General features: G+C 67.6%; 25 protein-coding genes. 12 read left to right on the top strand and 13 right to left on the bottom strand.

Features of this window, described 5'->3' with window-relative positions; translation table 11 throughout:
• Positions 1-63 precede the first annotated feature (63 nt).
• Together prfB and yczR are read right to left on the bottom strand one after the other, a co-directional pair.
• On the bottom strand, positions 64-1,173 hold the full coding sequence (gene prfB, locus JSQ98_RS00700) for a peptide chain release factor 2 (protein ID WP_090147755.1): 1,110 nt from the start codon (positions 1,171-1,173) through the stop codon (positions 64-66).
• An 88-nt stretch (positions 1,174-1,261) separates the two neighbouring features.
• Complete coding sequence (gene yczR, locus JSQ98_RS00695) at positions 1,262-2,725, bottom strand: MocR-like transcription factor YczR (RefSeq protein WP_090147753.1); 1,464 nt, start codon at positions 2,723-2,725, stop codon at positions 1,262-1,264.
• A gap of 61 nt (positions 2,726-2,786) precedes the next feature.
• On the opposite strand from yczR, the gene yczE reads away from it, so the two are divergent.
• Complete coding sequence (gene yczE / locus JSQ98_RS00690; RefSeq protein WP_211647914.1) at positions 2,787-3,434, top strand: membrane protein YczE; 648 nt, start codon at positions 2,787-2,789, stop codon at positions 3,432-3,434.
• 26 nt (positions 3,435-3,460) lie between these two features.
• On the opposite strand, the gene JSQ98_RS00685 is transcribed toward yczE, so the two are convergent.
• From JSQ98_RS00685 to JSQ98_RS00665, 5 genes are all read right to left on the bottom strand, one after another.
• Positions 3,461-4,876, bottom strand: coding sequence for an APC family permease (locus JSQ98_RS00685; protein WP_090147747.1), 1,416 nt, complete (start codon positions 4,874-4,876; stop codon positions 3,461-3,463).
• Between the two features lie 152 nt (positions 4,877-5,028).
• Positions 5,029-5,829 (bottom strand): ABC transporter permease, encoded by an 801-nt coding sequence (locus JSQ98_RS00680; protein ID WP_211647912.1) that lies wholly within the window; start codon positions 5,827-5,829, stop codon positions 5,029-5,031.
• Positions 5,826-6,686 carry an ABC transporter permease subunit gene (locus JSQ98_RS00675; protein WP_090147742.1) on the bottom strand — a complete coding sequence of 287 codons (861 nt, stop codon included), beginning with the start codon at positions 6,684-6,686 and terminating at the stop codon, positions 5,826-5,828. The genes JSQ98_RS00680 and JSQ98_RS00675 overlap by 4 nt, the downstream gene beginning before the upstream one ends.
• Before the next feature lie 10 nt (positions 6,687-6,696).
• Entirely contained in the window at positions 6,697-7,884 is a 1,188-nt protein-coding gene (locus JSQ98_RS00670) for an ABC transporter ATP-binding protein (protein WP_211647909.1), read from the bottom strand.
• Entirely contained in the window at positions 7,881-9,083 is a 1,203-nt protein-coding gene (locus JSQ98_RS00665; RefSeq protein WP_211647907.1) for an ABC transporter substrate-binding protein, read from the bottom strand. The genes JSQ98_RS00670 and JSQ98_RS00665 overlap by 4 nt, the downstream gene beginning before the upstream one ends.
• Positions 9,084-9,384: 301 nt before the next feature.
• Between JSQ98_RS00665 and JSQ98_RS00660 the strand changes: the two genes are divergently transcribed.
• The 3 genes from JSQ98_RS00660 to JSQ98_RS00650 all read left to right on the top strand — a co-directional run bounded on the left by JSQ98_RS00660 (position 9,385) and on the right by JSQ98_RS00650 (position 12,202).
• On the top strand, positions 9,385-9,852 hold the full coding sequence (locus JSQ98_RS00660) for an AsnC family transcriptional regulator (RefSeq protein ID WP_090147736.1): 468 nt from the start codon (positions 9,385-9,387) through the stop codon (positions 9,850-9,852).
• A gap of 2 nt (positions 9,853-9,854) precedes the next feature.
• Positions 9,855-11,249 carry an aspartate aminotransferase family protein gene (locus JSQ98_RS00655; protein WP_090147733.1) on the top strand — a complete coding sequence of 465 codons (1,395 nt, stop codon included), beginning with the start codon at positions 9,855-9,857 and terminating at the stop codon, positions 11,247-11,249.
• Positions 11,250-11,632: 383 nt separating this feature from the next.
• Positions 11,633-12,202, top strand: a complete 570-nt coding sequence (locus JSQ98_RS00650) for a hypothetical protein (RefSeq protein ID WP_211647897.1) — start codon at positions 11,633-11,635, stop codon at positions 12,200-12,202.
• Positions 12,203-12,324: 122 nt separating this feature from the next.
• On the opposite strand, the gene rpsO is transcribed toward JSQ98_RS00650, so the two are convergent.
• Positions 12,325-12,594 (bottom strand): 30S ribosomal protein S15, encoded by a 270-nt coding sequence (gene rpsO, locus JSQ98_RS00645; protein ID WP_090147728.1) that lies wholly within the window; start codon positions 12,592-12,594, stop codon positions 12,325-12,327.
• A 315-nt stretch (positions 12,595-12,909) separates the two neighbouring features.
• Between rpsO and JSQ98_RS00640 the strand changes: the two genes are divergently transcribed.
• Positions 12,910-14,139 (top strand): ammonium transporter, encoded by a 1,230-nt coding sequence (locus JSQ98_RS00640; protein ID WP_211647896.1) that lies wholly within the window; start codon positions 12,910-12,912, stop codon positions 14,137-14,139.
• Positions 14,140-14,265: 126 nt separating this feature from the next.
• Positions 14,266-15,102, top strand: a complete 837-nt coding sequence (locus JSQ98_RS00635) for an inositol monophosphatase family protein (protein WP_200329544.1) — start codon at positions 14,266-14,268, stop codon at positions 15,100-15,102.
• Between the two features lie 52 nt (positions 15,103-15,154).
• Here the strand turns inward: JSQ98_RS00635 and JSQ98_RS00630 are convergent, their stop codons facing one another.
• Positions 15,155-16,096, bottom strand: a complete 942-nt coding sequence (locus tag JSQ98_RS00630; protein WP_211647895.1) for an NTP transferase domain-containing protein — start codon at positions 16,094-16,096, stop codon at positions 15,155-15,157.
• Positions 16,090-17,373, bottom strand: a complete 1,284-nt coding sequence (locus JSQ98_RS00625; RefSeq protein WP_211647894.1) for a molybdopterin molybdotransferase MoeA — start codon at positions 17,371-17,373, stop codon at positions 16,090-16,092. The genes JSQ98_RS00630 and JSQ98_RS00625 overlap by 7 nt, the downstream gene beginning before the upstream one ends.
• A gap of 76 nt (positions 17,374-17,449) precedes the next feature.
• On the opposite strand from JSQ98_RS00625, the gene fdhD reads away from it, so the two are divergent.
• Together fdhD and JSQ98_RS00615 are read left to right on the top strand one after the other, a co-directional pair.
• On the top strand, positions 17,450-18,340 hold the full coding sequence (fdhD, locus tag JSQ98_RS00620) for a formate dehydrogenase accessory sulfurtransferase FdhD (protein WP_211647892.1): 891 nt from the start codon (positions 17,450-17,452) through the stop codon (positions 18,338-18,340).
• Entirely contained in the window at positions 18,337-20,661 is a 2,325-nt protein-coding gene (locus JSQ98_RS00615) for an FdhF/YdeP family oxidoreductase (RefSeq protein WP_211647891.1), read from the top strand. Before fdhD ends, JSQ98_RS00615 begins: the two co-directional genes overlap by 4 nt.
• Before the next feature lie 59 nt (positions 20,662-20,720).
• On the opposite strand, the gene fmdA is transcribed toward JSQ98_RS00615, so the two are convergent.
• Genes fmdA through JSQ98_RS00600 form a run of 3 tightly spaced genes read right to left on the bottom strand, consistent with a single transcriptional unit; the run spans position 20,721 to position 22,943 of the window.
• Positions 20,721-21,974, bottom strand: a complete 1,254-nt coding sequence (gene fmdA, locus JSQ98_RS00610) for a formamidase (protein ID WP_090147707.1) — start codon at positions 21,972-21,974, stop codon at positions 20,721-20,723.
• 44 nt (positions 21,975-22,018) lie between these two features.
• Positions 22,019-22,249: a zinc ribbon domain-containing protein gene (locus tag JSQ98_RS00605; RefSeq protein ID WP_234037265.1), complete on the bottom strand. Its 231-nt coding sequence runs from the start codon at positions 22,247-22,249 to the stop codon at positions 22,019-22,021.
• 43 nt (positions 22,250-22,292) lie between these two features.
• The gene (locus tag JSQ98_RS00600) at positions 22,293-22,943 is read right to left on the bottom strand and encodes an AmiS/UreI family transporter (protein ID WP_211647890.1); all 651 of its coding nucleotides are present in this window, start codon (positions 22,941-22,943) and stop codon (positions 22,293-22,295) included.
• A 229-nt stretch (positions 22,944-23,172) separates the two neighbouring features.
• On the opposite strand from JSQ98_RS00600, the gene JSQ98_RS00595 reads away from it, so the two are divergent.
• The 4 genes from JSQ98_RS00595 to moaA all read left to right on the top strand — a co-directional run bounded on the left by JSQ98_RS00595 (position 23,173) and on the right by moaA (position 26,436).
• The gene (locus JSQ98_RS00595; protein ID WP_211647889.1) at positions 23,173-23,571 is read left to right on the top strand and encodes a TOBE domain-containing protein; all 399 of its coding nucleotides are present in this window, start codon (positions 23,173-23,175) and stop codon (positions 23,569-23,571) included.
• A 28-nt stretch (positions 23,572-23,599) separates the two neighbouring features.
• Entirely contained in the window at positions 23,600-24,454 is an 855-nt protein-coding gene (gene modA, locus JSQ98_RS00590; protein WP_346728692.1) for a molybdate ABC transporter substrate-binding protein, read from the top strand.
• A 68-nt stretch (positions 24,455-24,522) separates the two neighbouring features.
• Positions 24,523-25,293 (top strand): ABC transporter permease, encoded by a 771-nt coding sequence (locus JSQ98_RS00585; RefSeq protein WP_336661444.1) that lies wholly within the window; start codon positions 24,523-24,525, stop codon positions 25,291-25,293.
• A gap of 57 nt (positions 25,294-25,350) precedes the next feature.
• Positions 25,351-26,436 (top strand): GTP 3',8-cyclase MoaA, encoded by a 1,086-nt coding sequence (gene moaA, locus JSQ98_RS00580; protein ID WP_211647887.1) that lies wholly within the window; start codon positions 25,351-25,353, stop codon positions 26,434-26,436.

Genomic DNA, 26,436 nt, shown 5'->3' with positions numbered 1-26,436 from the left:
GCCCGGGGCGATGCTGAGGCGCGCTGGTGCGGCCTCGCTTCGGGTGAACTCCCAGTCGCGGTCTCAGTCGTTCTTGGAGAGCGAGCGCCACCGGATTCCCGCAGCGATGAAACCGTCGAGATCGCCGTTGAAGACGGCCTCCGGCTGCGAGGCCTCGTGCCCCGTGCGCAGATCTTTGACGAGCTGCTGCCCGTACAGGAAGTAGGAGCGGATCTGGTCGCCCCAGCTCGCCGTGATGCTGCCCGCGAGTTCTTTCTTCTTCGCGGCCTCCTGCTCGCGCTGCAGCAGGAGCAGTCGCGTCTGGAGCACGCGCATGGCGGCGGCGCGGTTCTGGATCTGTGACTTCTCGTTCTGCATCGAGACGACGATGCCGGAGGGGATGTGCGTGATGCGCACGGCGGAGTCCGTGGTGTTGACCGACTGGCCGCCCGGGCCAGAGGATCGGTAGACGTCGACGCGGATGTCGCTCTCGGGCACCTCGACCTCCGTCGCCTCCTCGAGCAGCGGAATGACCTCGACGCCTGCGAAGCTCGTCTGGCGCTTGTCGGCCGAGCCGAACGGGCTGATGCGGGCGAGGCGATGGGTGCCGGCCTCGACCGAGATCGTGCCGAAGGCGTACGGCGCGTCGATCTCGAACGTCGCGGACTTGATGCCGGCGCCCTCCGCGTACGAGGTGTCGAGCACCTTCGTCGGGTAGTCGTGCTGCTCGGCCCAGCGCAGGTACATGCGCAGCAGCATCTCGGCGAAATCAGTGGCGTCGTCGCCGCCTGCGCCGGAGCGGATCGTGACGACTGCGGCGCGCTCGTCGTATTCGCCCGAGAGCATCGTCTGCACCTCGAGATCCTGGATGACCTTCTCGAGCGCGACGAGCTCCGCCGCGGCCTCCGCAGCCGAATCGGCATCGTCGGCCTCTTCGGCGAGTTCGATGAGCACCTCGAGGTCGTCGAGGCGCTGCTCGACGCTCCGCACGCGCTTCACCCGCGCCTGGCGATGGGAGAGGCCGCTCGTCACCTTCTGAGCGGCTGCGGGATCGTCCCAGAGGTCGGGGGCCGCGGCCTGCTCCTCGAGCTCAGCGATCTCCCGATCGAGCTTGGGCAGATCCAGCACCGCAGCGATGTCTGCGTACGTCGAGCGGAGTGCGCGGATGCGGGCGGAGAAGTCGAGATCGAGCATGGTGCTCAAGCTTACTCGCCGGATCGCCAACGCTGGTGGTCGCAGTTCTGCGCGGCTGAGGATCCGGGGGCCGGTATTCGGGCTCGAGTCAGATCACGGCCTCCGTGAACGGCCGCGCCGCCGCACCGCCCGCCCCGCTGCGCCACGCGCGCGCGAGACGATCCACCGCCTCATCGAGCGTCGCCTCCGGCGCCGAGAAAGGCAGGCGCACGAACCGTTCGAATGTGCCCGGGCTCCCGAAACGCGGGCCTGGCGGCAGATGCAGGTCGAGCTCGGCCGCGGCTCGACTCAACCGGGAGCTCGCGCGCTCGCCGATGTCGACCCAGACGCAGACTCCGCCCACCGCCGGCGAGGGCGTCCACTCCGGAACGCGCTCCGCCAGCCGTTCGACGAGGAACCGATGGCGGGCTGTGAGCTGGTGAGACCGTTCGACGAGGATGTCGTCGTACTGCTCGAGCGCGTGGAGTGCGAGCACTTGCTCCCACGTTCCGGTGCCGAGGTCCCCGATGCGGCGCGCCGCCTCCAGGCGTCCGATCAGATCGGGAGCAGCCCGAATCCAGCCCACGCGCATGCCGCCCCAGACCGTCTTTCCGACCGATCCCACCGTGAGAATCGCATCGTGATGATGCTCCTGCTCGGCATGCGCCGCGAACGGGACGATGGGCACCGGCTCCCCCAGCGAGAGTTCAGCGGTGGTCTCGTCGGCGATGATGTACGCACCCTGACCGGCGAGCGCGGTGATCAGGCGCGACTTCAACCCGACCGGCATGCGGAGGCCGGTCGGGTTGTGGTGATCCGGAATGAGATAGGCGAGTTTCGGCGACGTGCGCTCTGCGATCTCCAGCATGCTCGACGCGTCGTACCCGTCGTGCGAGCCGATGCCGCCTCCACCGACCGGCAGCTCGGCGAGCAGCGCACCCGTCGCCGCGATCGCCTCTCTGGCGTGCGGATAGCTGGGCGATTCGACGAGGCTGCGATCCCCGCGTCGCAGCAGGGTGCGGGCGATCAGGAAGATGGCGTGCTGCGCGCCCAGTGTCACCATGATCTGCTCCGGCGTCGTGGGGAGGCCGCGCGCGGTGTACCGTTCCGCCAGCGAGGCGCGCAGCTCCGGGAGCCCGAGTGTGTCGTAGCCGATGAGCCGAAACGCGGCAGCGTGCTCCGTCGCGGCGCGCGCATTGAGTTCCGCGAGCCCGCTCCACGGCTCGGGGCACGCGCTCGACAGGTCGATTCCGCCGATCGTGCCAGCCCAGAGTCCCTCCCGCGTCGTTCCGCTGCCGCGCACGACGGTGCCGGAGCCGCGCCGCGAGCGCACGACCGCGGTCTCGCGCAAGCGCTGGTACGCCGCGGCCACCGTGGTGCGGCTCACCCCGAGCGACTCCGCGAGCGGGCGTTCGGCCGGCAGCGTGGTGCCCGGCACGATGCGGCCGTCGCGCACGAGCAGCGTCACGCTGTCGGCTAGTTCGAGGTAGCCGTGCCCCGCCCCGCGCCAGCGTCCGAGCAACTCGGTCAGTCGGCGCGCGCTGAGGCGCTGCCCGGTCCACGTCTCGTTCATGAGGCCACGCTATGCGAATTGGCCTCTTGCTGGCAATGCCAATATGAGGTGGACTGCTCGCATGCTCCGACGATTCGCGCGCCTCATCCCCGGCCTCCTGCTCTACGGCGTCGCCGACGCATTCATGATCCGCGCAGCACTCGGCGTCGACCCGTGGACGGTCTTCGCGCAGGGGCTCTCGATGCAGACCGGTCTCGGAATCGGCATTCTCACCAACATCATCGGGCTGCTCGTGCTGCTGCTCTGGTGGCCGCTGCGCCAGAAGCCCGGCATCGGCACGCTGCTCAACATCATGCTCGTCGGGCCCGGCATCGAGCTCGGCCTGTGGCTGCTCCCGACACCCGGATCATTCTGGCTGCGCGTCGCCTACTTCTCCATCGGGCTGCTCCTGCTCGCCGTCGCGAGCGGCATCTACATCGGCGCGAACCTCGGGCCGGGCCCGCGAGACGGCCTCATGACGGGCATCCACCTGCGCTTCGGCACGCCGATCTGGATCGGCCGCACCGCCGTCGAAGTCACCGTTCTGCTCATCGGCTGGTTGCTCGGCGGAAACGTCGGCGTCGGAACCATCGTCTTCGCCGCGCTGATCGGCCCGCTCTGCTCGATCACGCTCCCCCTCTTCGGCGGCCGCGCGATCCGGCGTCGCGACACGAGCCCCCGCACGACGAAGCCCGCCGCGTCGACCGAGGAGGAATCCCTCTCGGCCTGACGCGACGGGCTCCGCCCGCACCGGAGTCAGTCGTCGACCGACACCTTGTTGAAGCCGGTGACGGGCTGGCTCTCGTCGAACGACGCCACCTTCTTCTGGAATCCGCGCGTGATGACGAGCAAGTAGACGAAACCGAGGCCCGTCCAGATCAGGCCGCCGAGCAGCGCGTGCCCGTCGAGGTTCACCCACAGGAGGCCGGTGAGCAACGTACCGATCACCGGCATCACGATGTAGTTGAAGATGTCCTTCGGGGTGCGGCGACGCCCCTTGCGAATCGCGAACCAGGCGATCACCGACAGGTTGACGAAGGTGAAGGCGATCAGCGCGCCGTAGTTGATGTATGCGGCGATCATCTCGAGCGTGAAGGCGATCGCGAGCAGGGAGATGGCACCGGTGAGCACGATGTTGAAGGTCGGCGTGTGCGTGCGCGGGTTCACGTATCCGAAGAATTTCTGCGGCAGCACGTTGTTGCGGCCCATCACGAGCAGCATGCGCGACACCGATGCGTGCGACGCGAGACCCGATGCGAGCGTCGCTGCGAACCCGGCCGCGGTGAGCACCGCGGAGAGCACCGTGCCGCCGACGAGGTCGCCGATGATCGGGAGCGTGCTGTCCTCCACGTACTGCATGTCGCCGCCCGGGGCGAACTCGTTCCAGTCCGGGAAGCGCTGCTGGGTGAAGTACCCGGCGATGAGGAAGATCGCGCCGCCGATGACCACGGTGAGCAGAATCGCCTTCGGCATGATCTTCGGCGTCTTCGCCTCCTCCGCGTACATCGTGACGGCGTCGAAGCCGATGAAGGAGAAGCAGACGATGGTCGCTCCGGCGAGCACCGCTCCGAACTCGACGCCGTTGTGGAAGAAGGGCTTCACGGTCACGACGCCGTTCTCGCCGGCGCCGCCGGCGAGCTGCACGATCACCATGAAGACGAAGATGGCCATCACGACGATCGAGAAGATGAGCAGCAGCATGTTGACGTTCGACGTGCCGCGCATGGTGAGGTAGATGACCGTCGTGACGAACAGCACGTAGACGATGACCCAGACGGCGCCAGGGATGCTCGGGAAGAACGCCTCGAGATAGCTGCGCACGATGAGGCAGTTCACCATCGGCAGCAGCATGTAGTCGATCAGCGCCGTCCAGCCGACCAGGAAGCCGACGTTCGGGTGCATCGACTCCCGCGCATACGTGTAGGCGGACCCGGCGCTGGGGATCGCTCCCGCCATCTTCCCGTAGCTGACCGCGGTGAAGATCATGACGATGAGAGCCACGGTGTACGCGAGGGGCACGACGTTGTTCGTGTCGCGCGCCACGAGACCGAACGTGTCGAATACCACCGTCGGGGTCATATAGCCGAGGCCGAGGCCGACGATCGCCCAGAGCCCGAGGCTCCGCTTGAGGCGAGCACCGTTCGACGAGGCCGGTGCAGACAAAGCGGTCATGTTCTCTCCTTCAAGAACGCAGCTGCGTCGCACGACCAGAATCCGCTCGGCAGCCCTATTGCGGCGACGAGGAATTCGCCAAGCACACATCCTGCACCCGCGCGGTGCTGTCGCGCAAGCCGGACGTGCGAATTGCACGCCCGGCCCGACGGCTACACCCGAGCGAGTCGCTTCCGCTTGGAGATGTTCACCATCTGGACGACGATCACGAGCAGCAGCGCCGACACGAACACGATCGACGCCAGCACGTTCGCCTGGGCGGGCACCCCCTTGAGCGCCGACACGTAGATGAACTTCGGGAACGTCGTCGCCGTGCCCGAATTGAAGTTCGTGATGATGAAGTCGTCGAAGGAGAGCGCGAAGCTCAGCAGCGCGGCGCCGATGATGCCGGGCGCCAGCATCGGCAGTGTCACGCGCCAGAACACCTGCCCGGGCGACGCGTAGAGATCGCGCCCGGCCTCCTCGATCGCCGGGTCGAGGCTCGCCACTCTGGCTTTCACCGCGACGACGACGTACGAGATGCAGAACATCGTGTGAGCCAGGATGATCGTGCCGACGCCCTTCTCCACTCCGGCGAGGAGGAACTGCGCTGCGAGCCCGGCCCCCAGCACCACCTCGGGCGTCGCCATCGGTGTGAAGAGCAGCAGACTCACCGTCGATCGTGCCCGGAAGCGGTAGCGCACGAGCGCGATGGCGATCATCGTGCCCAGTGCTGTGGCCGCGACGGTGGCGACGACTCCGATGAGAATGCTGTTCCCGAAGGCGGTGCACACCTGCGGCGCACCGCACGGGTTCTCCCAGTTGCGGAGCGTGAAGCCGCGCCAGAGGATGTTGTTGCGGCCGGAGTCGTTGAAGGAGAACACGATGACGTGCAGGATCGGGAGCAGGAGGTAGATGAGAACGATCGCGCTCATGACGGGCACGAACGCCCTCCCCAGGCTGAAGTGCTTCACAGCAGATCCTCCGCCCCGCTCTTGCGCACGTACGTGGCGACGAACACCAGGATGATCACCATCAGGATGATCGAGAGCGCTGCTGCCATCGGATAGTTCTGCGTTTGCAGGAAGTTCGACTCGATGACGTTGCCGATCATGGTCGTGGAGGTGCCGCCCAAGAACTCGCGCGATGCGTTGACGTAGTCGCCCGACATCGGGATGAAGCTGAGCAGCGTCCCCGAAACGATCCCCGGCATGGAGAGCGGGAGCGTGACCCGGCGGAACGTGGTGAGAGGCGACGCGTAGAGGTCGGACCCGGCTTCGAGCAGCCTGAGATCGAGCGCTTGGAGCGAGGCGTACATCGGCAGCACCATGAACGGGATGAAGTTGTACACGAGCCCGAAGATGACGGAGAAATGGGTTCCCACCAGCTCGCTCGGCAGGATCGCCTTCCACGCGAGCGTGCGAAGCAGGAAGCTGATGAAGAACGGCGCGACGACGAGGATCAGCAGGATCCCCTGGAGCATCGGCCGCGAGCGCACCTTCACGCCGATCAGGTACGCGAGCGGATAGCTGATCAGGAGGCCGATGATCGTCGCAGAGATCGCGTAGACGAACGATCGCGCGAGGTGCGGCCCGTACTCCTGCAGCGCGGTCCAATAATTCGAGAACTGGGCGGCAGCGACGTACTGCCCGATCCCGCCGGCGTCGGCGGGAGCTTGGAGCGACGTCAGCGCGAGCTGGAAGAACGGGGCCACGAAGAAGAGCAGCATGTAGGCGACGCCCGGTGCGAGCAGCACCAGCGCGACCCAGCCGCGCTTCCGGGGGGCCTGATCGGCCTGCTTCGCGCTCGTCGAGAATGCGGTGAGAGCCACGATCGGTCCCCTACTCTGCGAGAGCGGCTCGGGACGCGATGGCTCGCGTCGACAGGCCCGCATCGACGATGCCGGCGTCGAGCGGATCATCCAGCAGTCCGAACGTGTGCTCGACGCGCCAGCTCAGCCAGACCTCGTCGCCCAGCGCGGCGGTCGGGCCGGCCTGCAGATTCTGAGCGAAGACCTGCACGTCGCCGGCTCCTGGCACCGCTACGGTGTACTGGGTGCTCACGCCGATGAACGACACATCGGTGACCCTCCCCGGGCCGACTGCGTTGGTCAGCGCGTCGGGTTCGGGCTCCGCATGCGCAAGCGTCAGCTTCTCCGGCCGCACGCCGATCGTGATCCGACCGCTGTCGCGCTCGCTCCGGTTACGGGGCACCGAGAGCCTCATGCCGCGGAACTCGGCGTGGAGCACCTGGTCCGTCGTTCCTGCGACCTCTACCGGGAAGAGATTCGACTGACCGAGGAAGTTCGCGACGAAGACGGTCCGCGGCAACTCGTACAGCTCTTCCGGCGCCCCCATCTGCTCGATCCTCCCCTGGTGCATCACCGCGACCGTATCGGCCATCGTCATGGCCTCCTCCTGATCGTGGGTGACATGCAAGAACGTCAGCCCGACCTCCTGCTGAATCTGCTTGAGCTCCTGCTGCATCTGACGCCGGAGTTTCAAGTCCAGCGCGCCGAGCGGCTCATCGAGCAGGAGGAGCGCCGGCCGATTCACCACCGCTCGCGCCAGCGCCACGCGCTGCTGCTGCCCGCCCGAAAGCTGGGCGGGCTTCCGATCCGCGACGTGGTCGAGTTCGACCAGGCGCAGCGCTTCGTGCGCCTTGGCGGCGGGGTCGGAGATGCGACGTCGGCGCAAGCCGAACGCGACGTTCTCGAGCACCGACATGTGCGGGAAGAGGGCGTAGGACTGGAACACCGTGTTCACCGGTCGCCGGTGAGGGGTCAGATCGGTCACGTCCTGTCCGCCGATGAGGATGCGCCCGGCCGTGGCCTCCTCGAGACCCGCGACGAGGCGCAGCGTCGTCGTCTTGCCGCAACCCGACGGACCGAGCAGTGCGAAGAAGGAGCCCGCCGGAATCGTCAGATCGAGATGTTCGATCGCGGTGAATCCCGGAAAGCGCTTCTGAATGCCGACGAGTTGGAGATCCGCCCCCGACTCAGCGAATTTCCTGTGGTCCCCCACGCTCACAGCCCCAGCACGTTCTGGAACTGGGTGGAGTACTGCTTGTCCTCCTCGGCCGTGAGCGTGCGGAACGGGCGAAGGTGCTCCCAGTCCTGCTCCGTCGGGAAGATGAGGGGATTGTCGGCGTTCTCAGGATTCACCTGCTGCATGGCTTCCTGCGTCCCCTTCACTGGCGGCACGAACGTCACATAGTCGGCGACCTGCGCCATGACTTCAGGGTCGTAGTAGTAGTCGATCATCTCCTCGACACGCGCCTTCGCCTCTGGCGTCGTGCCGTTGGGAACTGTGAAGGAGTCCGCCGCGATCATGCCGCCCGACTCGGGGATCTCGAGCGTCCACTGGTTGTCGTTCTCGGCGTTCAACATGATGACGTCGCCCGACCACGCCATCGCGGCCCAGGCGTCGCCAGTGATCAGATCCTGCGTGTAGCTGTTGCCCTTCACGTTGCCGATCTGCCCGCTCTGCAGCGCATCGTCGAGCCACGCCATCGCGGCGTCGAACTCGGTGTCGCCCCAGTCGCCAGCAGGATCGTGCCCCAGACCGGCGAGGATCATGCCGACGGTGTCGCGCATCTCGCTCAGCACGACGACCTTCCCCTTCAGGTCGGGAGCGAGGAAATCGTCGAGCGTCTTGATGCCCTTCGGCACGGCCTCCGTATTCCACACCCAGCCCGATGCTGGGAGCTGCCACGGAACCGAGAACTTGCGCCCGGGATCGACGTCGAGCGCATCCCACTGCGCATCGACGAGGTTCGCCGTGACGTTCGGGAGGTTCTCGTAATCGAATTCCTGCACCTGATTCGCCGTGATGAGACGCCCGTTCATCCAGTCGGTCATCGTGATCGTGTCGTAGCCGGTGTGGTCGCCGAGCTGCAGCTGATCCTTGATCTTGCCGTAGAACGTATTGTTGTCGTCGATGTCCTCGACGTACTGGACGTCGTAGCCGGCCTGTTCGACGAAGGCGTCGAGCGTCGGATACGAGCCGGTCGCGTCGTCGAAATCGAGGTAGTACGTCCAGTTCCCCCAGATCACACCGTCACCGCCACCACCACCGCCGCCGCCCGAGCACGCGCTCAAGCCGAGTGCCCCGAGGCCCGCCGCTCCCACCGCGACGCCCCGGAGGAGCTGACGGCGGTCGAGCTGCTTTCCTCTGATCATCCCGACGATGCTGCGGACGATCGGATCTTCTGGCTGACGAAAGACCATGAGATATCTCCTTTGATTCTCATAACGACGGCACGCCACCAATCGGGCGACAGTGCCAGGGGTGCCTCGAATATGTCATAGACCCGAGTTCCCTGCCAAGGAACCGCTCCAAGTGATTCGCATTCGTCATCGAACGGTTACCGTCGCGCGACTCGGCATCGGGCTCCCGCATCCACACGGTGACCGGAGGAGCCGCTTCCCGCCGCTGCACTCACGCGAGAACGTGGAAATACGCTGAATCACGATCGGTCTTCTTCGGATTCCTTTGCGTTTTTGTGGTTTGACTGCAAGAATCAGAAGCGTGAGCAGCAAACGCAATGCGCCAGCGCTCGATTCCACGTCGAAAGCGATCATCGAGCAACTTCAGCGCGATGGCCGCCGATCGTACGCCGAGATCGGGAAGGCGGTCGGCCTCAGCGAGGCCGCCGTGCGCCAGCGCGTGCAGAAGCTCACGGATGCCGGGGTCATGCAGATCGTTGCCGTGACCGACCCGATGCGCTTGGGCTTCACTCGCCAGGCCATGCTCGGCATCCGCGTTTCCGGCGACACCAGGGTCGTCGCCGATCGCCTCGCTGAAATGTCGGAGATCAGTTACGTCGTGCTCAGCGCGGGCTCCTACGACATCCTCGCCGAGGTCGTCTGCGAGGACGACGATGGGTTGATCGAATTGCTCAACGAACAGATCCGAAAGATCGAAGGCGTTGCATCGACCGAATCCTTCGTCTACCTCCAACTCACCAAACAGAAATACGACTGGGGAACACGATAACCATGTCTTACGATCCCACTGCAGCGGTAGACACTGCCGCGCTCCAGGCCTCGGCCAAGAAGCACATGTGGCCGCACTTCACCAACCGCAAGGTGCTCAATGACGGCATCCCCGTCATCACGCGCGCCGAGGGCCACCACATCTACGACTCCGCCGGCAAGCAGTACATCGACGGCCTCGCAGGGCTCTTCGTGGTCAATGCCGGCCACGGTCGCGAGCGCATCGTGCAGGCTGCGGCCAAGCAGATGCAGCAGCTCGACTTCATGCCGATCTGGTCGTACGGCCACCCGGCAGCGATCGAGCTCTCCGAGCGTCTCTCGAGCTACGCGCCCGGCGACATGAACAAGGTCTTCTTCACCACCGGTGGTGGCGAAGCTGTGGAGTCGGCGTTCAAGCTGGCGAAGCACTTCTGGAAGATCAAGGGCCAGCCGATGAAGCACAAGGTCATCTCGCGTTCGGTCGCCTACCACGGCACCCCGCAGGGCGCGCTGGCCATCACCGGCATCCCCGACATGAAGAAGTTCTACGAGCCGCTCACCCCCGGTGGTCACCGCGTGCCCAACACGAACTTCTACCGCGCCGACGAGATGGGCGCCCCCTCCGACGACCTCGAGGCCTTCGGCCAGTGGGCGGCGAACCGCATCGAAGAGGCGATCCTGTTCGAGGGCCCCGACACCGTCGCGGCCGTCTTCCTCGAGCCGGTGCAGAACTCGGGCGGCTGCTTCCCCCCGCCCCCCGGATACTTCAAGCGCGTGCGCGAGATCTGCGATCAGTACGACGTGCTGCTCGTCTCGGACGAGGTCATCTGCGCCTACGGCCGCATCGGTGAGTTCTTCGCCTCGACCGCTCTCGGGTACGAGCCCGACATCATCACCTCGGCGAAGGCGCTCACCTCGGGCTACGTCCCGCTCGGCGCGATGATCGTCTCCGACAAGGTGTCGGAGCCGTTCAACTCGACCGACAACACCTTCTACCACGGCTTCACGTTCGCCGGCCACCCGGCCGCGGCGGCTGCCGCGCTCGAGAACCTCGACATCTTCGAGGAAGAGGACCTCAACGGGCGCGTTCGCGAGAACAGCCCGCTGTTCCGCGCCGAGCTCGAGAAGCTGCTCGACATCGACATCGTCGGCGACGTGCGCGGTGAGGGCTACTTCTTCGGCATCGAGCTGGTGAAGGACAAGGCGACCAAGGAGACGTTCACCGAGGAGGAGTCGGATCGACTGCTTCGCGATTACCTCTCCCCCGCACTGTGGGAGGCCGGCCTCTACTGCCGCGCTGACGATCGTGGAGACCCCGTCATCCAGCTCGCTCCGCCGCTGACCATCGGTCCGTCGGAGTTCGCGGAGATCGGCGGCATCCTCCGCAGCGTCCTCAAGGACGCGTCTTCGAAGATCTAAGACGCATTCCCCGGATACGGGTGTGGCCCTCTCGCGCAAGCGAGGGGGCCACACCCGTATCCGGGGCCTCCCGCACCGCTCCAGCCCTCTGCCCGCTCCGGCCCTCCGGCCCGCTGGCCGACCGCGAGGGTTTCTGCCGAGCTCGAGCATTGCGCGTTGTCCACAAGCACTGGGAGACGGCGCTCCTTCGGGTGTGCATGCGCCCGCTGAGAGCGATCAATCGGCCCGGCCCGTCGGCGCAGGCGTTCGCGTCGCTCCACATCGAGCACCCGACTCCGAGGGTGTGTGCCGAACGCGAGCGATTCTCCGGGCAATCTTCGCTCACCTTCGGCCCTCACCCTCGAGGTCGGCGAGATCGAAGCGACCGGGTTAGGCTTCACGCTATGAGCAGCTTCGATCCGCACCAGCCCGCGCAGCCGGACCAGCCCGCGCAGCCGCACCAGCAATACGCGCAGCCGCATCAGTCCGCGCAGCCGCACCAGCAATACGCGCAGCCGCAGTACGCCCAACCACAACAGCCGCAGGCGCCGCAACCGCCGCAGCCCCGACAGCAATACGCGCAGCCGCAGCCGCAGCAACCCCAATACGCGCAGTCGCCGCCGTACGCGGCGCCTCATCAGGCGCAGCGCGCGCCGGGCGGACTGAATGTGCCGGGCATCATCGCCCTGGCGGTCCTGCTTCTGACCTCGTTGATTCCGCTGTTCACGCCGGTGATCTACAGCACCGCGTCCAGTTCGGGCTCGTTCTCGGCGGTGTCGACAGTCATTTCGATCGTGCACGTGCTGCTGCTGCTCATCGCGGGGGCGCTCGCCGTCATGGGCCTGCTCGCGAAGCATCTCTCGCGCTGGCGCTGGGCGGCCATCGGCGCGGCAGTATCGGCGGCGCTCGGCCTCGTCTCGTTCGTGCTCTCGTGGTTCGGTGGTCTGCTGCTCAGCATTCCCGGCATGTACTGAGAACCGTTCCCCGATCTGAGACGCCCGGCCGAGCCTTCACGGAAACGCAGAAGCGCCCGCCACCGTGAGGTGACGGGCGCTTCGCAGATGGTGCTTCCGGCGATCGCCGGAGGACCTGCAGATTAGCGGCGCAGACCGATGCGCTCGATGAGCGAACGGTAACGCGCGATGTCGACGTTCTGGAGGTACCCCAGAAGACGACGGCGCTGGCCGACGAGCAGCAGGAGGCCACGACGCGAGTGGTGGTCGTGCTTGTGCTCCTTGAGGTGCTCGGTCAGATCCTTGATACGACGGCTGAGCATCGCGACCTGAACCTCAGGGGAACCGGTATCGCCAGGCTTTGTCGCGTATTCTTCGATGATCGCCTTCTTGACATCTGCTTCAAGTGCCATAGGGATCCCCTTCCTCTTGCTGCGCGGCGCCTTCAGCGGGATGCTGGGGCTCTCTTTATCCGCGGCCGTTCGAACGGCAACCTGTACAGCTTAGCACCGATCCGACACCCACGCCCGTTCGCCGGGATCGGCGCACGGGCAGCACCCGCGCACGCGCACCGCGAGCGCTCCGCCCCGGCGTCTCGGCGCCTGCGTCACCGGAACGAAACACACACGGCACGCGACCGAAATCGCAGCGAGACGGTCGCGAAACAGCCGCGGCGCACACTGGTTCCACTGTGGCGGCCACGGCCCGCTCGAGAGAAAGGCACCAGCATGGAACTCACTCCTTCTGACGTGTGGACGCTTACGAGCGCAGCCCTCGTTCTGATCATGACACCGGGGCTCGCCCTGTTCTACGGCGGTCTCGTTCGCGTGCGATCGGTCGTCAACATGATGCTCTTCAGCGTCAGCGCGATGGGCGTCGTCGGGGTCCTGTGGATCCTCTTCGGCTACAGCATGAACTACTTCGCGGAGGGAGAGAGCGGATTCGCCGGGAGCCCCTTCAAAGATTTCGGCTTGATCAACACCGACCCGGCGAGCTTCATCGGCGTCGGCTTCGGCGCAGTGTTCGCGATGATCACGACCGCGCTGATCTCGGGTGCGATCGCCGACCGCGTCGGGCTCGGTTCGTGGGTGCTCTTCTCCGGCGTGTGGGCGACGTTCGTGTACTTCCCGGTCGCAGCCTGGGTGTGGGGCGGCGGCTGGATCCAGAATCTCGGCAGTGCGCTGGGCCTGCCAGACGTCATCGATCTCGCCGGCGGCACCGTGATCCACATCAATGCCGGGGCTGCGGCGCTGGCATTGGCGCTCGTCGCGGGCAAGCGCATCGGCTTCGGGAAGGGTTCGCATCAGCCCCACAGCATCCCGCTCGTCACCATCGGCGCAGCACTGCTCTGGTTCGGCTGGATCGGCTTCAACGGCGGTCTCGCGACGGAGACCGGTGAGGCCGGCCTGATCCTGGTCAACACGCTCGCGGCTCCTGCCGCAGGTATCGTCGGCTGGATCCTCGTCGATGTGATGCGCGGCAAGAAGCCCGGCGTGATCGGCGCGGCATCGGGTGCGGTCGGCGGCCTCGTCGCGATCACTCCGGCAGCCGCAAGCCTCTCTCCGGTGTGGGCGCTGCTGCTCGGCGTGATCGCGGGAATGGCGTGCGCTCTCGCCATCGAGTGGAAGTACCGGCTCGGATACGACGATTCGCTCGACGTCGTTGGGCTGCACCTCGTCGCGGGCGTGATCGGCTCGCTCTACCTGGGGTTCTTCGCCTTCTCCGACGGCCTCTTCACCGGAGGCGACGCCGGACTGCTGCTCGTGCAGTCGATCTCGGTGGTCTCGGTGATGATGTACTCCTTCGTCGTCTCCCTGGTCATCGCACTCGGCGTGAAGCTCGTCACCGGGCTCCGCGTTCCGCCGCAGGTCGAGGAGGCCGGCATCGACTTCGCCGCGCACGGCGAAGAGGCGTACGCGTACGCCTCCCCCGAGGTGGTCTCGGCGCCGACGCGCTGATTCCCTCTCCCCAGAACGCGGGGCCCGGTCGATGACGCTCGGGCCCCGTTCTGCTGTCCGGATCCGGCCCCCATTGCCCGGCCGGCGCTTCCCGCTGCTGCACCGGCCTCGACTAGGCTCGGGAGCATGATCGACTCCCCCGCAGCTGCACCGACCGCCCACGACCCGAAGGGTCTCGCCGCGATCGCTGCGAGGATCGCCGAACGAGCTGCCGCGCGCATCCTCGAGCTTCGCGCCCAGGGCGTCGACGTGGCTGCGAGCAAGTCGAGCGCTACCGATGTGGTGACCGCCGCTGATCAGGAGTCGGAGCGGCTCATCGTCGCGGCGATCCAAGACGTACGGCCCGATGACGGCATCCTCGGCGAGGAGGGGACCGGCATTGCCGGCACGAGCGGCATCACCTGGGTCATCGATCCGATCGACGGCACCGTCAACTACCTGTACGACCTCCCGGCCTACTCGGTGAGCATCGCCGCCACCGTCGCCGATGAGACCGCATACGGAGACGGCCGCCGCGCCATTGCGGGCGCCGTGTGCAACCCGCGAACGGACGAACTCTTCGTCGCCTGGGAGGGGGGCGGAGCGACTCGCAACGGCGAGCCCATCCGCATCACGGGCCAGGACGACCTCTCACTATCGCTCGTCGCCACCGGTTTCGGTTACACCGCGGAGCGCCGCACCGAGCAGGCGGAGATGGTGGCGCGAGTGATCCCCCGAGCCCGCGACATCCGGCGCTACGGATCGGCAGCCTACGATCTCTGCATGCTCGCCGCCGGTCGGCTCGACGCCTACTACGAGCAGGGGCTGCAGCCCTGGGATTATGCGGCCGGAGTCTTGATCGCGAGCGAGGCCGGTGCGACGCTGATCGGCCGCGACGCCGCGACGCCGCCTGGAGAATCGTTCATGGTCGTCGGGGCGGCCGGCCTCGTCGAGGAGCTCCGCTCGCTCGCGCTCGGCGAATAGCACCGGTCGGCGGCGGCTCGCGCGCCGACCCGGCGCGCCGCCGGCGGCCGAGTCACTCCGAGTCGGTTCGGTCGGCTTTCCACGCGGCTGCGCGATCGGTGAGCTGATGGGCGAGCGACTGCAGTCGTGCCGGATCGGCCTCCCCCGACCGACCGTACGCGACGCCCAGCAGAAATGTCGAGAGCGGTGCCGCTGGCCGGGCGACGTCATGGGCGACGTCGCGGGCGACGTCGAGCACGGTTCCGATGCGCACGGTCTCGGGACCGACATCGAGCTCGGCTGCGGCGGCGGCGAGCCAGGCGTCCAGGGCCTCCGGCGGGAGATGGTTCGACTGCGACATGGTTCCTCCATGGGTGTTGGATGCTGATCCGGTGGGTGCGGCCGAGCTGGCTTCAGCGAGCGACCCTGGCGACGACCGCGCCCGTGCGAGGTCGGCGGGTGTGTCGATGTCGGCAACGGTCGAGGCGTCTGCGTCCAGCCAGCGGATTTCGAGCGCGGCCGTGACGCGTCGGAGCGGCTCGTCGGCGACGGCACCGTCGAGCGCCGCGATGGCGCGAGTCAGCGCCGCTACGCGATAGCGGCCCGCGAGCCACTGCGCACGGCCGTCGGGATCTCGCAGCAGTGTCGCGTCTTCACCGCCGGCGGGCGCGTGGTCGCGCAACCGTGCGACCACGAGGTCCGGTCGCACGAGATCGCAGGCGAGCAGCAGCACCTCGTCGACCGAGCAGTCGATCGCCGCGAGGCCGGCGGCGAGCGCGGCGAGCGGCCCGGAGTACGGGGGATGCTCGCGCACTGCGACGCAACCGCGCGGCGTCGCGTCAGTCGCGCCCACCACGACGGGGCGCATCACTCCGATACCCCGCACGGCGGCGACGACCCGATCGATCAGGCGCACTCCCCCGAGTTCGATCGTCGCTTTGTCGACTCCGCCGAGCCGGGATCCACGACCTCCGGCGAAGATGATCGCGCCGAGGCCGCCTGAGGCGTTCACCATGCGACGATCACCGTCTCCACCGTCTCCCCCGCGCTCACGTCGCCACGACCAGGCTCGACGATCGCGTAGCCATCGGCCGCCCCGTGCCCGCCGACGGCGTGCGAGTATCCGCGCGCGTCGACGGCGGGCGAGCAGCGGAGCCCGTGCGGCGTGCTGCGGATGCGGACGGGGAGCACCTGCGTCCGTTCCGCGCTGCCCCGCCACCCGTGGTCGGCGACGGCAGGAACGCTCGGACGGTGCAGGCGTCCGGCGCCCTGCATGCGGAGGAGCGCCGGACGCACGAAGAGCTCGTAGCTGACGGCGGCGCTGACGGGGTTGCCGGGAAGCGCGAAGATCATCGCCCCGCCTCGGAGGCGCCCGAAGGACTGCGGTTGCCCGGGCTTCACGGCGACCCGCACGGCACGCACGTCGGGTTCGATCGCGAGCGCGATCCTCACGATGTCGTGCAGCCCCGGGCCGACGCCTCCCGTGGTGATCACCGCGTCGACTTCTCCCGCGAGTTCGGCGAGTCTCGCGGCGAACCCCTCGGCATCGTCGTCGCACACGGAGACCGACACCGGCTCGATCCCCTCCTCCGCGAGGAGCCCGGCGATGAGCACGGAGTTCGACTCGGGGATCTGACCGCGCTCGAACGGCCCGCTTCCGGTGTGCAGCTCGGCTCCGGTCGCGATCACCGCGACGCGCGGTCGGCGTCGCACGCTCACCTCTGAGACCCCCGCGGCGGCGAGCGCCGCGATTCGGCGCGCGCCGAGCCGTTCGCCGGAGTGCGCGAGGAGACTTCCGACCGCTGCGTCCTCGCCGCGGCGGCGCACGTGGGTTCCCGGCACGACCTCCCGCTGCACCAGCACACGGCGTTCGGCCCACGCAGCTCCGACGACGTCGGCAGCCGTCTGCTCCACGGGAATCACGGCATCGGCCGAGCTCGGCACGGGCGCACCCGTCATGATGCGCACCGCGGTGCCGCGCTCCAGTCGCGGGTCGACGCCGTCGCCGGCCGCGACTTCTCCGATGATGCGCAGCTCCACGGCCGACCCGGGCGCAGCGCCAGCCGTGTCAGCCGCTCGCACCGCGTAACCGTCCATCGCCGAGTTGTGCCAGAGCGGAAGGGCGACGGCGGCGGCCACGTCGTCGGCGAGGTACAGGCCCGTCGCCTTCCGGAGCGGCACGGCCATGACGGGAAGCTCGGACGCGGCGCCGAGCACGGCGCGTCGATGCTCGTCCACCGGGACCGGTGTGCTGGCAGGCGCTGCGACGGTGCTCCGGCTTGCCGCACCCATGCCACCACGCTCCCGAATTCGGTGTGCGCCGGTACGGCGCCTTGCTCCCGATCACCTTCGATGATATCCAAGAGGTGTGTCACGTATCGCAGCGCGTCGAAGAGTGACCCGCCTCACTGTGGGCGGATCCCGAGTCCGACGAGCCGATTTCCTCGCCGTCGAAGAACCGCTCGAGATCCGCGTCGGCGGAACGCCGCTCGCGGTGACCATGCGCACCCCTGGACACGATGTCGAGCTGGCCGCTGGGTTCCTCGTCTCCGAGGGGGTGATCCACCAGCAGCACGACTTCTCCGCGGCGATTCACTGCGCGAGTGACGGAGAGCCGAACACGTACAACGTGCTCGACGTCGCCCTCGGGCCGGGAGTCGCACCGCCCGATCCGAGTCTCCAGCGGAATTTCACCACGACGAGTTCGTGCGGTCTGTGCGGCAAGGCGACGATCGACGCCGTGCACACGCGCTCCCGCTTCGACGTCGCAGAGGATCCGCTCCGGATCGACGCCGCCATGATCATCACGTTCCCCGATCAGCTGCGCGCCCAGCAGGCCGTCTTCGAGCGAACGGGCGGCCTCCACGCCGCCGCCCTCTTCGACGGGCGGACGGGCGAGATGCTCGTGCTGCGCGAAGACGTCGGTCGCCACAACGCGGTCGACAAGGTCATCGGCTGGGCCCTCCTGCAGGGGCTGCTGCCCCTGCGATCCGTGGTGCTGATGGTCTCGGCTCGCGCGAGCTTCGAGCTCACGCAGAAGGCTCTCATGGCGGGGGTTCCCATGCTGACCGCCGTCTCGGCCCCCTCGTCGCTCGCGGTCGAGCTCGCCGAGTCGTCGGGAATCACCCTCGTCGGCTTTCTGCGCGGGGAATCGATGGTCGTCTACAACCGCGACGACCGCATCACCGACGTCGCGCACGAATCACCAGATCCAGCCGGCAGTGCCGTCGGCCCCCTCGAGAAAGCAGTGCATCCATGAGCCCCAAGGCCCCCCGCGACGACTTCTCCGACGCCGACATCGAAGTCACCGAGCCGAAGGACTATGCCGCGGGGCTCGGCGGCGTCTTCCACTCGATGGAGCCGGCGGTCAAAACACTGGGTCTCGCGAAAACCGCGAAGCTCATGACGAAGATCAACCACAAAGACGGCTTCGACTGCATGAGTTGCGCCTGGCCCGACCCCGAGCACCGCAAGATCGCGGAGTTCTGCGAGAACGGCGGCAAGGCGGTGACCTGGGAGGCGACGCCCGTGACCGTCCCCCGCTCGTTCTGGAAGGAGCACTCGCTCACGTCGCTCGAGGACAAGACCGAGTACTGGCTGGGCATGCAGGGGCGGATCACCGAGCCGGTCTACAAGCCGGCGGGTTCCGATCATTACGAGCCGGTCAGCTGGGACCGGGCCTTCGACATCGCCGCGGGGCACCTGAACGCCCTGGATCACGCGGATGAGGCGTCGTTCTACACGAGCGGCCGCGCGTCGAACGAGGCGGCGTTCATCTACCAGCTGTTCGCTCGCGTCCTCGGCACGAACAACCTGCCCGACTGCTCCAACATGTGCCACGAGTCGACGGGCACCGCGATGACGTACACGGTCGGCATCGGCAAGTCCACGATCGCCTACAACGACTTCCTCGAATCCGACCTGATCATCATCATGGGTCAGAACCCGGGCACGAATCATCCCCGCATGCTCACCGCTCTCGAGGAGGCGAAGGAGAACGGGGCGAGCGTCGTCGCGGTGAACCCGCTGCCCGAGGCCGGCCTACTCGGGTACAAGGACCCGCAGAAGGTGCGGGGGTACGTCGGCAAACCGCTGCAGATCGCCGACCAGTTCCTCAAGATCCGCTCCGGCGGCGACGCCGCACTGCTGCAGGCCGTGTCCAAGCGCGTCATGGAGGCCGAGCGACGCGCCCCCGGCACCGTGCTCGACCACGAGTTCATCTCCGAGTACTGCGACGGCTTCGAGGAGTTCGCGGAGCACATCGTGCACGTGGACGACGCGGCGGTGGAGCGCGCGACCGGGCTCTCCTCGGCGGAGATCGACGAATTCGCCGAGCGGTACGTGCGCGCCGGTCGCGTGATCATCTGCTGGGCGATGGGCATCACGCAGCACCGTCGGAGCGTCGACACCATCAAGGAGATCATCAATCTGCTGCTGCTCCGCGGCAACATCGGCAGGCCGGGAGCCGGCGCGTCTCCCATCCGCGGCCACTCGAACGTGCAGGGCGACCGCACGATGGGCGTCTGGGAGCAGATGCCCGATTCCTTCCTCGATGCGCTCGGCGCTGAGTTCTCCTTCGAGCCTCCGCGCGCGCACGGGGTGGACGCCGTGCAGGGGATCCGAGCGCTCGACGAGGGCAAGATCAAAGTGTGGTTCGGACTCGGCGGCAATCTGCTCGGCGCGATCTCCGACACGAATCTCGCCGAATCGGCGATGCGTCGCACGCGGCTCAGCGTGCAGCTCTCGACCAAGCTCAACCGCTCGCATGTGATCACCGGCGAAGAGGCGCTGATTCTGCCGGTGCTCGGGCGCACCGAGGTCGACGTGCAGCTCAGCGGGCCCCAATACGTCACCGTCGAGGACACGGTGTGCGCGGTGCACGCCTCGCACGGGCAGGTGCCGCCGATCTCCGAGCACGTGCGCTCGGAGATCGCGATCGTCGCCGGGATCGCGCACGCGACGCTGGGCACTCGTCACGGGATCGACTGGCTCGCCATGATCGACGATTACGACGTGATTCGCGATCACATCTCCCGCGTCGTCCCCGGGTGCGCGGATTACAACGCGAAGACGCGACGGAAGGACGGCTTCCTGCTGCCGAACGGACCCCGCGACGAGCGCCGGTTCGATACCGCAACCGGCAAAGCGCGCATCACGGTGAACGAGCTCGAGCACGTGGAGTGCCCGCCCGGACGCCTGATCCTGCAGACCATTCGTTCGCACGACCAGTTCAATACGACGATCTACAGCCTGAACGACCGCTACCGCGGCATCAAGAAGGGGCGCTCGGTCATCTTCGTGCACCCTGACGATCTCGCTGAGCTCGGGTTGGCCGACGGGCAGACCGTCGACATCTTCAGTGAGTGGAAGGATCAGCCGGACCGCGTGCTCCGCGGGTTCCGCACGGTCGCGTTCCCCACGGCACGCGGGTGCGCGGCAGCGTACTTCCCGGAGGCCAATGTGCTCGTGCCGCTCGACAGCACCGCACTCGAGAGCAACACACCGGTGTCGAAGGCGGTCGTCGTCCGGCTCGAACCCTCGAACACCCCGGTGGGCGTCGGGCGCCCGGTCACCGTGTGACACGCGGCCAGCGCCCGCTTCCGCCTCGTGAGACGGGAGCGGGCGCTGGCCCGGCCGGGTCAGGCTGCGGCGCGCGGCGCACCGATTCCCGGGTCGATCTGCGTGGGCCCCGCCTGCGACGGGCGCGGGTCGAAGTCGAAGATCTCGGTCGGCAGGTACACGGTGGAGCAGGAGTTCGGAATGTCGACGACTCCTGAGAGGCGCCCCTCGATCGGAGCGGCTCCGAGCAGCAGATAGGCCTGCTCCGGGCTGTAGCCGAACTTCGTGAGGTAGTCGATGGCGTGCAGACAGGCTCGCTGGTACGAAAGGTGCGAGTCGAGATAGCGCTGCTCGCCGTCGAGGGTCACCGAGGTGCCAGAGAACGCCAGCCAGTGGCTGTACTGCGGTTCGACGTTGCCCGGCATGAAGATCGCGTTCTCGTGCACGCCGTAGGTCTCCATGCCGCCCTTGATGAGATCGACGCGCAGATCGATGAACCCGCCCATCTCGATCGCACCGCAGAAGGTGATCTCCCCGTCGCCCTGCGAGAAGTGCAGGTCGCCGACCGACAGGTTGGCGCCGTCGACGAACACGGGGTAGAACACGCGAGAGCCCTTGGTGAAGTTCTTGATGTCCTGGTTGCCCCCGTTCTCGCGCGGCGGCGCGGTTCTCGCCGCTTCGCCTGCGACGCGCGTCCAGTCCTCACTCCCCAAGCCCCCCAGCACCGCGTGATCGGCCTCCGGCGGAAGCGCGAGCGGCGGAACGCGATCCGGGTCGGTGGCGATGAGCGCCGCCTCGCGGGCGTTCCATTTCGAGAGCAGGCCGGCCGATGGCGCCGTGCCCATCAGCCCGGGATGAATGATGCCGGTGAACGAGACGCCCGGGATGTGCCGGGATGTGGCCGTCTGCCCCGAGAAATCCCACACCGCCTTGTACGCATCCGGGAACTGATCCGTGAGAAAACTGCCGCCGTTGCGCTTCGCGAAGATGCCGGTGTACCCCCAGCCCTGACCGGCGAGCGGCCCCGAATCCTCTTGCGGGATCGGGCCGACGTCGAGGATGTCGACGATGAGCAGGTCGCCCGGCTGAGCCCCTTCGACGCGGAACGGCCCGCTCAGGGTGTGGACGGTCAGGAGCGGTGCATCGAGGATGTCTTGCGCGGAGTCATCGTTGACGATCGCGCCGTCGAACCACTCCCGGCAGTCGACGCGGAACGCATCTCCGGGCTTCACGGTGGCGACCGGAGGGATCTCAGGGTGCCAGCGGTTGTGGCCGACCTTTTCCTGCTCGGTGAACTTCTTCGACGAATCCAGTTGGAATACATGTTCGGGCATCAGCTCGTCCTCTTTTCCTGTAGCGGGTGGTACGGATCTCTCAGCTATGGCTTCGGAAGTTTCGCGTGGAGCGGGTTTCGGGTGACCGGCTGCCGCGACGCAGCGCCGCGAGCGGGGAGACGATCCACCGTCTGCGGATCGTGCGCGCTGCGAGAGCTTCGTTCGAGCAAGCCGTAGGCGCTGCTGCCCGCAGCCGAAAGGTGCGGTGCGGTGATCGCACGAGTGGCGGTCGCACCGCACTTCGTGCACGCCGTCTGCCGAGGCACCTCGCTCATCGAGTACATCGCGTCGAAGGCGCACCCCTCGGCGCAGCGAAAGCTATAGTTCGGCATCGGTTCGACCTCCGGTCATGGTGCCGGCCGCGACACGGCCGGATCTCTGCTGGCGGGGGCGACCGAGCACCCACGCCGCGGCGAAGCACGCTGCGAACACCGCGGCCGCTATGAGCGCCGGCGCTGCGCCCGTGACGTAGGTTCCGGTCAGGAGCATGAGGGCGGGCACGGCGCCCGTGCCGATGCCGAGCAGCAGGGTGAACCACCCCGTGACGCGCGTCAGCCGATCGTGTCCGCGGGCGAGCACGAGGAAGAAGAGCAGCCAGAGCACCGCCCAGGACCACCAGATCACCCCGAAGACGGGGTCGCCCAGGTGCGTGAACTGCACGACGCCGTAGACGACGGCGCAGGCCGCGACGAAGATCGAGAACCAGCCGAGCCCCTCTCCGCTCGCGCCGGTCAACGTGTTCCACGCGACGTAGAGGTAGGTGAACCCGAAGAGATACAGGCCCGATGCACCGAGAATCACCGATGCGTCACCATCGGCCTGCGCGATGATGATCGTCGGGAACACCACCTGCATGCCCCCGACGAACAGGTTCATGGCCGCCGCCGCACGTGCGGGAACGACGTCGAGCAGCATCAGACCGTTGATGAACAGCACGGCTCCGACGTAGAGCAATCCGACACTGCTCATTGCGTTCTCCTCTCGCTGCACTGCGTGAAGAGCGACCGGGAACGTACCTCGGTCAGGCTCGGCGGCTGCGCACGAATGTGGACGACCGCTCTGCTCCAGAAGCTAGTGCGAGTTCCAAAACAAGTCAACAGCGCACGGTGTCCACCGGCGCCGGAAGCCGCGGTCGCCGACGGCACATGCGGAGGTCGGGCCTCACCTTTCCCGCACCTGCGGAGATAGACTCTCAGCCATGACGCATTTCAGGATCAGTGAAGCGGCGGTGCTGCTGGGTGTCAGCGACGACACGGTCCGCAGGTGGAGCGGGGAGGGCCTCCTCGAAGCCGGCGTCGATGCAGCGGGTCGGCGCACCGTCAGCGGCGCCTCGCTCGCCCGACGCGCCCTCGATCTCGCGCCGGGCTCCGCCGCACCGGGCATGACCCGGCAGAGCGCACGCAATCGCTTCACCGGAATCGTCACCGGCGTGCAGCGCGAGGGTCTGGTGGCGCAAGTCGAGTTGCAGTGCGGTCCGAATCGCATCGTGTCGCTCATGACCGCCGAGGCGCTCGACGATCTCGACATCGAGGTGGGGTCGAGAGCGACCGCCATCGTCAAAGCCACGACCGTCATGATCGAAACCGAGCGCTGCTGACGCAGCGCCCCTGATTCGAGGAATCTCCGTGCCCCGCCGCATCTCCCCCACGCGCCAGCAGGCGCGCGCCAGAACGACCGCAGCCGTCGCCGTCTGCACCGTGATCCTCGCCCTCGCCGGCTGCGGCGCCCCCGGCGCGCCCGGGACTGCACCGGCAGCTGATGCCGACGACCCTGGGCTCTCCGGCCGGCTCACCGTGGCCGCAGCGGCTTCGCTGCAAGATGTCGTCACCGAGGCCGCAGAAGCCTTCACCGCCGACCATCCGGATGTCGCCTTCGACGCGCTGACCTTCGACGGTTCCTCGGTGCTCGCCACGCAGATCATCGGCGGCGCCCCCGTCGACGTCTTCGCATCTGCCGACGAGCGCACCATGTCGAGCGTCGGCGATGCCGGGTTGCTCGCCGCCGAGCCCGTGCGGTTCGCGACCAGTGTTCTCGAGATCGCGGTGGCTCCGGGAAACCCCCTCGCGATCGACTCACTTGAAGACCTCGCCCGGCGCGGAGCCGACGAGCGAAGGCCGACGGTCGTGGTGTGCGCCGCTGAGGTTCCCTGCGGCGCTGCCGCTCAGCAGTTGCTCGAGCGCGACGGAGTATCGCTGCAACCCGCGAGCGAGGAGCAGAACGTCACGGCGGTCATGACCAAAGTGGCTTCCGGGGAGGCCGACGCCGGATTGGTCTATCGCTCCGATGTGCTGCGCTCAGCGGGCAGGGTCGAGGGCGTCGAGATCCCGGGTGCGGGCGACGCCGCTGGGAGCTATCTCATCGCCCCGATCGCCGGGTCGCGTTCCGAGGCGGCTGCGCGTGCGTTCGCCGACTCCCTCCTCGCCGCCAGCGTGCAGTCCCGGCTGGCCGAACTCGGTTTCGGCACGGTGGACTCCCCGTGAACGGCGGATCGCGCACGCGACACGCGCCCGCCCGTACAACTCAGCGACGCCGCCGGGAGGTTCCCGGCGTGGTGATCGCCCCCGCGCTCCTCGGCGGCGCGCTCCTGGTGCTGCCGCTCGTGGCACTGCTCGTCCGCATGAACTGGTCGGCTCTCCCCGCGACGCTCGCCGATCCGGCGACCGGCAGTGCACTGGCGCTCTCACTCATCACCGCGGCCTCCGCCACGCTCTGCTGCATCGCGCTCGGCGTGCCACTCGCCGTGGTCCTCTCCCGAGCGAGCGGCTGGTGGTCGGTCGCCCTGCGCGGCATCGTCACGCTCCCGCTCGTACTGCCGCCGCTCGTGGGCGGTCTGGCACTCCTCTCACTGCTCGGCCGCGGCGGAGCGCTCGGCGATGTGCTCGCGGAGGCGGGAATCCGCATCCCGTTCACCACAGGCGCCGTCGTCATCGCGCAGACGTTCGTGTCGCTCCCGTTCCTCGTCATCTCCGTTGAGGGGGCGCTGCGCGCGCTCACCCCGGCATTCGGCGACGCCGCGGCCACACTCGGCGCCACGCCCGCGACAGCGCTCTTCCGCGTCACACTGCCCATCATCCGCCCCGGCCTGACCGCCGGGATCATTCTCTGCTTCACCCGTGCGCTCGGGGAGTTCGGCGCTACAGCTCTCTTCGCCGGGAACGCCGGCGGCACGACTCGGACGGTGCCCCTCGCGATCTACACGGCGTTCAACGGTGCCGGCGTCACGCAGGACACGGCGTTGACGCTGTCGCTGATCCTCATCGCGATCGCGCTCGTCTCACTCGCGCTCGTGCAGGGGCGAACGGCCGCACGCGCCATGTAGGGCTCCCCGGCGGAGGCCGGGGAGCAGCTGCTAGGGTGGCGCGCAGGAGGTGCCGCGATGCTGAAGCTGAGGCCCGTTTCGCGGGCCACCGGGCGCGCGCAGCGATTGCCCTCTGTCGGTCTCCCCGACGCTCAGGGGCGCGCGCTCCGCGACCTGCGCATCTCGATCACGGATCGCTGCAATTTCCGCTGCGTGTACTGCATGCCGAAGGAGCTCTTCGGCAGCGACCACCAATTCATGGAGCGCGACGAACTGCTGAGTTTCGATGAGATCGTGCGCGTCGCAGGCAGCGCCGTCGACCTCGGCGTCGACAAGCTGCGCCTCACCGGCGGCGAGCCGCTGCTGCGGCGGGGCATCGAGGAGCTCATCTCCAGACTCGCAGCACTGCGCACCCCAGACGGACGAAAGCCGGATCTGGCGCTCACGACGAACGGCTCCGCGCTGCGCGTCAAAGCCGCCGCCCTGCGCGAGGCCGGACTCGACCGGGTGACGGTCTCAGTCGACTCGCTCGATGAGTCGCGATTCCAAGCGATCAACGACGTGCGGTTCCCGCTCGCCAGAGTCTTCGACGGCATCGCTGCGGCCAACGCGGCCGGGCTCGGCCCCGTGAAGGTGAACGCCGTCGTCAAGCGCGGCGTGAACGACGACGAGATCGTTCCGCTCGCGGAGCATTTCCGGGCGGAGGGCCAGATCCTGCGCTTCATCGAGTACATGGACGTCGGCGCGAGCAACGGCTGGGTGCTCGACGACGTCGTGCCGTCGGCGGAGATCATCGAGCGCATCAATGCGGTGCACCCCCTCGTACCGGTCGCGGAGACCCGACCGGGCGAGACCGCCAAGCGCTGGCGATACCTCGACGGGTCAGGCGAGATCGGGGTCATCTCGAGTGTCACAGGCGCGTTCTGCGGAACCTGCACCCGTGCGCGCGTGTCGGCCGACGGCAAGCTCTACACCTGCCTGTTCGCGTCGCGCGGCTTCGATCTGCGCGAGTTGCTGCGCTCAGGGGCCGACGACGACCAGCTGCGAGGGGCCCTCGCAGACGTGTGGTCGGTGAGAGACGATCGATACTCGGAGCAGCGCGCGCAGCTGGGCGATGCGGCTGCGGATCGCGAGCGGATCGAGATGTCGTATATCGGAGGGTGA

This window comes from Leucobacter manosquensis (assembly GCF_018304845.1).
Taxonomy (GTDB): Bacteria; Actinomycetota; Actinomycetes; order Actinomycetales; family Microbacteriaceae; genus Leucobacter; species Leucobacter alluvii.
Note: the sequence above shows the minus strand (reverse complement) of the source record. Positions and strands in the feature narration are given on the sequence as shown.